The 7,635-nt window shown below is 37.7% G+C and carries 3 protein-coding genes and 11 tRNA genes; 4 read left to right on the plus strand and 10 right to left on the minus strand.

Going from position 1 to position 7,635, the window contains the following annotated elements:
- Positions 1 to 41 precede the first annotated feature (41 nt).
- The 10 genes from HJP15_RS05960 to HJP15_RS06005 all read right to left on the minus strand — a co-directional run bounded on the left by HJP15_RS05960 (position 42) and on the right by HJP15_RS06005 (position 6,190).
- Entirely contained in the window at positions 42 to 1,997 is a 1,956-nt protein-coding gene (locus HJP15_RS05960) for an ATP-binding protein (protein ID WP_170173234.1), read from the minus strand.
- 3 nt (positions 1,998 to 2,000) lie between these two features.
- Entirely contained in the window at positions 2,001 to 3,368 is a 1,368-nt protein-coding gene (locus tag HJP15_RS05965) for an extracellular solute-binding protein (protein WP_054206431.1), read from the minus strand.
- A gap of 67 nt (positions 3,369 to 3,435) precedes the next feature.
- Positions 3,436 to 5,073, minus strand: a complete 1,638-nt coding sequence (locus HJP15_RS05970) for a response regulator (protein WP_054206430.1) — start codon at positions 5,071 to 5,073, stop codon at positions 3,436 to 3,438.
- A 286-nt stretch (positions 5,074 to 5,359) separates the two neighbouring features.
- A tRNA-Val gene (locus HJP15_RS05975) sits at positions 5,360 to 5,435 on the minus strand.
- A 20-nt stretch (positions 5,436 to 5,455) separates the two neighbouring features.
- Positions 5,456 to 5,531: transfer RNA gene (locus tag HJP15_RS05980), tRNA-Val, on the minus strand.
- A gap of 43 nt (positions 5,532 to 5,574) precedes the next feature.
- Positions 5,575 to 5,650: transfer RNA gene (locus tag HJP15_RS05985), tRNA-Val, on the minus strand.
- 19 nt (positions 5,651 to 5,669) lie between these two features.
- Positions 5,670 to 5,745, minus strand: a tRNA-Val gene (locus tag HJP15_RS05990).
- Between the two features lie 35 nt (positions 5,746 to 5,780).
- A tRNA-Val gene (locus HJP15_RS05995) sits at positions 5,781 to 5,856 on the minus strand.
- Positions 5,857 to 5,906: 50 nt separating this feature from the next.
- Positions 5,907 to 5,982, minus strand: a tRNA-Val gene (locus HJP15_RS06000).
- Positions 5,983 to 6,114: 132 nt separating this feature from the next.
- Positions 6,115 to 6,190, minus strand: a tRNA-Val gene (locus tag HJP15_RS06005).
- Between the two features lie 837 nt (positions 6,191 to 7,027).
- Here HJP15_RS06005 and HJP15_RS06010 point away from each other — a divergent pair.
- The 4 genes from HJP15_RS06010 to HJP15_RS06025 all read left to right on the plus strand — a co-directional run bounded on the left by HJP15_RS06010 (position 7,028) and on the right by HJP15_RS06025 (position 7,606).
- Positions 7,028 to 7,103: transfer RNA gene (locus tag HJP15_RS06010), tRNA-Ala, on the plus strand.
- Between the two features lie 39 nt (positions 7,104 to 7,142).
- Positions 7,143 to 7,218 (plus strand) — tRNA-Glu (locus HJP15_RS06015).
- A gap of 144 nt (positions 7,219 to 7,362) precedes the next feature.
- A tRNA-Glu gene (locus HJP15_RS06020) sits at positions 7,363 to 7,438 on the plus strand.
- A gap of 92 nt (positions 7,439 to 7,530) precedes the next feature.
- Positions 7,531 to 7,606 (plus strand) — tRNA-Glu (locus HJP15_RS06025).
- Positions 7,607 to 7,635 lie beyond the last annotated feature (29 nt).

The following is a 7,635-nucleotide window of genomic DNA, read 5'->3' on the forward strand; positions in this document are numbered from 1 at the left end:
TAAAGTGGTTACATAGGCATTAAGTATGGTTTATAGATACGCTAAATTGGGTCAATAAATTGTGCAATAGCAAAAATTAAATGCTCTCTGCAAATAGGCTTTGTTATGCAGTAATCAGTTAATTGTGTGAATTTCATTTTTTCATTTTGCAGGGCTGAGGCTGTTACCGCAATGATTGGAATATGTTTATATTTAGCGTCATTGCGTAGAAACTGAGTTGTTTCAAGGCCTCCCATAATTGGCATCTTCATATCCATTATGATTAAATCTGGGATTTTTTGACTGACACTTTTTATTGCTGTTTGACCATTTTCAGCCGTTTCAATGTCAAAAGACCAACGAGATAAAAATGAAATTAAAAAATCTCGGTTATAAGCAATGTCATCAACAATTAATATTCGAGCAGGATTAAATTGGTAACTATTAATAGGGGGATAATAGGCTTTTTTAGTCCTTCTGATTGAATGAGTTAATTTAATGTCGGGGATACGAACAATAAATTCACTGCCTTGACCTTCACAACTATTTACTTGTAATGTGCCACCCATTAACTTAATGAATTTTAGTGAAATAGCCAAACCTAATCCAGTACCGCCAAACTCAGAACTTTTTTGTCCTTCCACTTGCTCAAACGCATTAAAAATACATTTTTGTTGATCATCTGGGATCCCTTTGCCGGAGTCTTGGACACTGATCACTAAATTGATATGTTGATTTGTTGAGCCTTGCTCACAATCAAACAATGCACACACGTGACCTTGCTCAGTAAACTTTATGGCATTACTAATTAGGTTGATCATTACTTGTCGTAATTTATTACCATCAAGGTGTAGGGCACTGTGAATGAGCTCTGAGCATCGAATTGTCAGTGCTAGATCTTTTTGCGCACATTGCTGCATAAACATCATCGATAATTCATTACACATTAAATTTAAATCAGCGTCTTCGAGCTCAAGCTGCATTTTTCCCGCATCAATTTTCGATAGGTCTAAAATACCATTCAAAATACCTAATAAAGAGTTACCTGAAACGGAAATAGCCTCCAGATATCGAAGCTTTGTTTTGTCATACTCGCTGTCTTGCAGCAATTGACTAAAACCAAGCACTGCATTAAGCGGTGTTCTTAGTTCATGGGACATATTAGCTAAGAAAACACTTTTAGCTTGATTTGAATGTTCAGCCTGATCTTTGGCCGCTAAATATTCTTGTGTGCGTGTTGCGACCATTTCTTCTAAAATAGACTGTTGCTGATGCATGTTGTTTATTTGTTGTCGCACTGCTGCTCGCATCATTTTAAAACCACTTGCTAGTGTACCAATTTCATCTTGACTAGCAATATTAATGGGGCAATCAAGATCGCCTGTGGTGATCGAGTGTGAAAATTCAACGAGTTGCTCAATAGGTTGCAGGATTATTTTACGAATAACGATATAAGCAATCACGAGTGCAGCTAATAAATATAATGCAAATAATGAGACGGCATTGGTGATAATAGAGGCAATTTTTTCAGCGAGTCCATCATCAGAAAAACTAACAACAACAAAGCCTAGATTGTCATTTTGATGTCCTTTAACGGGAATAACAACGTGATAAATATTATCATCATTGATAATAATACTTTGTTGTTGATCGAGGGCTTGTAACAATGTTTGATTAATAACATCGCTCGATACTTGTTCAATATCGTGATGCGCCACTATATGTGCTTCGTTATCTATAAAAAAAACATTAGTGAGGTCATTAAAGCTATTTTGCTCTAGTAGCTGGTCAATCGCGATGGTTTGAATTTGCATCACCCAGTTACCAACATTACCATCTTTGCTTAATTTTTTTATTTCACCTAGCATCGGTGAGACGATCGCGGATGCTTTCTCACTCATATTTAATAAAGTTTGATTTTTTAGTTCGATAACATGCAAAGCTGTACTAACACCTAATACTAAGCTGATAGTAAAGCCGATAATTAATAGTATTTTGTGAGCAATGCTTATATACATAGGCTACTTCTGCTTTAAATTATTAGTCTCAAGTACAACGGTAATTTTATCGTTGCTATTATTTAACGTTTGGTGAATATCTGCACCATAAAAAATTTGGCTATAGGCATGAGATATAATTTCACCAATGGCTGGAAATTGCGCGATCCCAGATTGAATGTGAGCAGGTGTTGCGTGTTCAAAAACCCACAGCATTGTCGCGTTAAATCCGGGCTTATTTACCAGCGTAAAAAGCTGTTCTTGCCATATTTGTTGCCGTGGTGGTGAGCCTCCGGTACTTAATAAACTCGCTGTTTGGGCACTTGTTGCCCATTGAATAAAAAGCCAAGCCGCAGATTTTTTAGATGATTTTGAATTAATAGCAAATGCCCACGCCCAAGGAGAGGTCTCACGTGCTTGTGGACCCTTAGGTAAAGGGGCTGCCTCCCATTTATCCCATATGTCTGACTCTTTAGGTGTATCTATTTCATTATAAAAATGAGATGCGATAAAAGCTGATGCCAATTTACCTTCTTTAAATAGCTTTCTAATATCATAAAAATGTAATGTACGGCTATTTGATGGATTACCATAGCCAACAACTAGATCTCGATAGGCTTTAATACCTTTTTGAGCCTCACGCGAGTTACTAAGCGCTTCTCCTTCTTGTGTTAATATTTGCGCGCCATATGCGCGCATCACAGGTAAAACAGTCCAAGTATTTAATCCAGCGCCTGGTAATGTACGAGATGCGAATGCACTCATTCCTGCTAACTCAGGGTTTAAATCAATTGCTTTTTGAAGTGCAATTTTGGTTTGTATAAGTTCTTCATAAGTATTGGGCACTTGTAATTCAAACTTATCGAAGAGGTCTTTACGGTAAAAAAATATTGGTGCCGAAAAGTCAAAGGGCAGTGATAATAATGTACCGTTTATCTGACACAACGCTAAGCTGTTAGGGCTAATGTCATCAATTTTATACCAATGTTTATCGGTTAAGGCGGGATTATTTAAGTAAGGGGCAATGGGGTCGATATAATTTTTTTCATATGCTTGACCTAAAAATGTAACACCCATGGGTAATACATCATATAAGCCTAATCCTTTCTCTAAGTCTTTACTTCGTCTGCGGCGCATTTTTGACTGTTCTAATGCATGAAAGCCAACATTAATACCTGTTAATTCTTTAAAAACAGGCAAGTACGGTTTTAAAGCCATGAATGCAGGCTGTTGATCTGCCAAAACATTAATATGCGTACCCTCAAAGGCACGCCAATCAATATCAGCTTCTTGCCAGTTTGAGAGCTTAGTTTTAGCTGCTAAAGCACACGTAAAGCTCAATGATAGGCTAGCCATTAACAAATATATTAAGTGAGAGGCAATATGTTGCAATTGGACTTCCTTATTGATGGTTTATACGAGTATAGAATGCGCTAGTGCGTAAATAGGGAAATTATTTTTATTTAGTTAAAATTAACCCCATGGCATTCGCTTGCTGTGATATTTTTTCAAACCGCTGTTGCTGCTCATCATCTAATTGTGTAGAAGACAGAAGTGCAAAGCATTTTTTAGCGATTGTTAGATTCATTGTTTGGCTACTTTCTTTGCTGTTATCAAACTGACACTGTAATAAATTTAAAGCAATGCTAGCATTGCGAGGCATGATCCTAAATGCCTGTGTGAAAGCTTCCAGGGCCGTATTGAGTTGTCCACGGTTAAATTGTGTAACAGCATGATTATTTAGTTCTTTAGGCCCCATTTTAATATCTCGGCGTTCTCTTTGCTGCTGTTGGATATATTGCAGATAAATAGGATCACTGATGTTTGGGTGACGTTCGCAATGTGTAATAATTTGGGAGAATAATGATTGTGCCTTGTGATGAAACCCGAGTTCATGAAATGCTTTCGCTTTGTCGAGTGCACCGTCGACGGAGCGAATTTGAGTGTCATCGACATCAAGCTGTTCTATAAGTTTTTTAGCTTTTTGGTGCTCATCTTTAAGGTAATGTAAACGAGCATTTAATACATCAATTTGTGCTTGGTTATGGCTATTTGGAAATTGACTTTTTAAGTCGTTTAAATATTTATTTGTTTGTCTCGAAATACGTTGAACCTGATCGCTTTGATCTGTAGTCAGGGCGAAATCAATACCAGCTCGCGCTGCATTTAAATATATATCGGGATGATCGTGTATGGAGTGCTTTGCAAAGTTTGCAATATCTTTTTGTGTTGCGTAGTTTTTTTCATAATCGTGATTTAACTGTGTGACATGACTTAATGATTTTTGACGATCGATATTTCGCGGTGCAATCTCTACTGCTTTACTTAAAAAATCTTGTGCTTGTTCAAATTTATTTAGCTTTATTTCTAAGCGGCCAAGTAAATCTAATGCCACTAGCCTAGTTTCATGTCGTTCTAGCATTGTTTTAAGCATACGTTGAGCCAAAATATGCTCATTGTTAGCAATAAGGGCTTCTACTAAACCTACTTTAGCCCATGTAAACTTTTGAATATTTAAAACCGATTTAAAGTAGCTTTTTGCTTCTTCATTTCTTTTTAATCGAATTAAAAGATCACCTTTTAACCTTAGTAAAATTGCGCTATTAGCGCTGCCTTTTTCATTTAAAGCAGCATTAATGAACTTGAGCGCCTTAGAATCGTTATTATCATCTATTAGGCTATAAATTTTTTGTAGTTTATGCTTTCTCAATAAAATCCGTTCTATTCGTGTTTTTAGTTCGTGAATAGTGAAAGGTTTCACAAGAAAGTCATCAGGCTGTAGTTCAAGCATACTATGAACTAAAGATCCTGTTGTTTCAGCTGAAATGAATATAAAACCAGTAGAGTGCTTAATTAATCTTTTTACACGCAGTTCTTCATATAGCTGGTAGCCATCTTGATTTTTACTTAAATTAAAAGAACATACTATAAGGTCAAATGATTCTGAGAGGCACTGTTCTTTAGCCGAGCTAGCATGCTCAGCAAAGCTAAGTTGCTCAAAGCCAAGTTTTTCGAGAGATTGCTTCATATAGCTTTGGGCAAGTGGTTGCTCTTCAACTATGAGTATTTTGGCTTTAGAAAAAATCTTTGTTGGCATTAAACTTGCGACCAATTAAACGTATCAGTGACTATAATAAACAGTCTAGTCGCTGACAAGGGAATTTAAAATTTAATCATTGTAAGTAGTGGGTTTATTTCGGATATATAAGAAAATACGAGCAATAAGTAATCGTTACGTATTATATAAACTGTTTAGTAGTTAGTTTGTCTTAGATATCATAAAGATAAAACTCTTAACGTGTATGAATAAGTAATTAAAATTTTTAACCTATTTATATGTTTGTATGGAGTTGGTGGTACTTTGAATTGAATTGAATTATATGTGGTGGGTGATACTGGACTTGAACCAGTGACCCTCGCCTTGTAAGGGCGATGCTCTCCCAACTGAGCTAATCACCCACATATAATTTTTGATTAAATGGTGGGTCGTACTGGACTTGAACCAGTGACCCTCGCCTTGTAAGGGCGATGCTCTCCCAACTGAGCTAACGACCCCAAATAATCAATTAACTAAACTTTACGATAACCATTTTATAAATGGTGGGTCGTACTGGACTTGAACCAGTGACCCTCGCCTTGTAAGGGCGATGCTCTCCCAACTGAGCTAACGACCCGTAAAGTTTTATATCTAAATGGTGGGTGATACTGGACTTGAACCAGTGACCCTCGCCTTGTAAGGGCGATGCTCTCCCAACTGAGCTAATCACCCATTTAGATATCTTGTAATATGCACCATTTAAAAAATGGTGGGTCGTACTGGACTTGAACCAGTGACCCTCGCCTTGTAAGGGCGATGCTCTCCCAACTGAGCTAACGACCCATATTACAATTTTAAAACGCGACTATTAATAAAATAATAGGTTTTATATGTGGTGGGTGATACTGGACTTGAACCAGTGACCCTCGCCTTGTAAGGGCGATGCTCTCCCAACTGAGCTAATCACCCACATATAAATTAAAACGCTACTATCAAAATAAATAGTACTGGACTTTAACCAGTGAACTTCGCCGTTATTTCTAAATAGCGGTGATGCTCTCTTTTTTCTAATTGAGCTAACAACTCATATAGAATTAGATGTGGTGGGTGATACTGGACTTGAACCAGTGACCCTCGCCTTGTAAGGGCGATGCTCTCCCAACTGAGCTAATCACCCACATCTAATACAACACATTGCTGCGTTGTTGTGGGGCGCTATTATAGATAGAGTTCTAAATGTGTCAACACTTGAATGTGAAAAATGTTTTAGATGCGGGTTTTATAAGCAAACAATCGTTTTTGAGGCTAATTAATAAACATTTCTCTGCATTTGAAGCCGCGCTTACGTAAAGTTACTCGCATAACTCATTAGTGCATAAGCTAAATGATTAGTTTATTAACCAGGTAAACGCCAATAAATTACCTTTTACCTTTAATGAGCTGAAAGAAGATTAGCTAATTATTAAATGATGGGCAGGCAGGGAAGCTATTTTATTGTAATTATAAACAGCAGGTATGCGTGATCTAATAATTATTCAACACACCGTGGTGTAATTACACTTTTTTACGTTGCAGAACAGCCATTTTTAGAATGGTTATTTCATTGCGATACGAAAGTGAGGGGGCCTTGAAGTTTAGTGAGCTCTAATAACGTGTGCTTGGTTTATTTATTCAATATAAAAAATATCATCAGGGCCTTAATTGCAGGAGTGACTTTTTCATAATTTGATTTGCATATAGATGTATACCTTATAAATTAGATTCATTATGATTATTTAACGGCAATCCTTTCTATTTAGCGCTCGTTTATTTATGATTTAAACGCGTTTTAAGGGGAAATGTACTGTATATTTGAATCTGTTGTTTATTCAGTATCCAGTTTGTTGAAATTTAAATCATTTAAATAAAGTTACATAAAAAACTGTTGACTTTATTTGGGGTGCTGCATAGAATGCGCCCCGCACTAAGCAATACACCACACGGTTTACCGAGTAAGTGTTTAGCAGAATAAATTGGGGCTATAGCTCAGCTGGGAGAGCGCTTCGCTGGCAGTGAAGAGGTCTGCGGTTCGATCCCGCATAGCTCCACCAATTTATTTTAGTGTATGTCCTAGGGTAGCAGTTTTCTGTGTCCCCATCGTCTAGAGGCCTAGGACACCGCCCTTTCACGGCGGTAACAGGGGTTCGAATCCCCTTGGGGACGCCACTTAGCTTTTATTAGTTAAAGGCGGTTTTACCGAGAGAATAGCGAACAAATCAAGCTCGAGTCTTAATTTGTATATATCGCAATACCTTAAACAGCTCAGGATGTGAGTTTAACTAATCAACTGTCCTAGTGACACATTTATGTGTCCCCATCGTCTAGAGGCCTAGGACACCGCCCTTTCACGGCGGTAACAGGGGTTCGAATCCCCTTGGGGACGCCACTTACTTATTTTAATAGGGAAGTGCAGTGTTATTAAGAAAGCTCGCCTGAAACGAGTTTAACCATTCAGTTGTCCTAGTGACACATTTATGTGTCCCCATCGTCTAGAGGCCTAGGACACCGCCCTTTCACGGCGGTAACAGGGGTTCGAATCCCCTTGGGGACGCCACTTACTTATTTTAATAGGGAAGTGCAGTG

This window comes from Pseudoalteromonas sp. NEC-BIFX-2020_002 (assembly GCF_013002825.1).
GTDB lineage: Bacteria > Pseudomonadota > Gammaproteobacteria > Enterobacterales > Alteromonadaceae > Pseudoalteromonas > Pseudoalteromonas neustonica.

Bases quoted from the DNA above. Each gene is read 5' to 3' on its own strand.
- HJP15_RS05960 (WP_170173234.1), bottom strand. From the start codon at position 1,997: ATGTATATAAGCATTGCTCACAAAATACTATTAATTATCGGCTTTACT.
- HJP15_RS05970 (WP_054206430.1), bottom strand. From the start codon at position 5,073: ATGCCAACAAAGATTTTTTCTAAAGCCAAAATACTCATAGTTGAAGAG.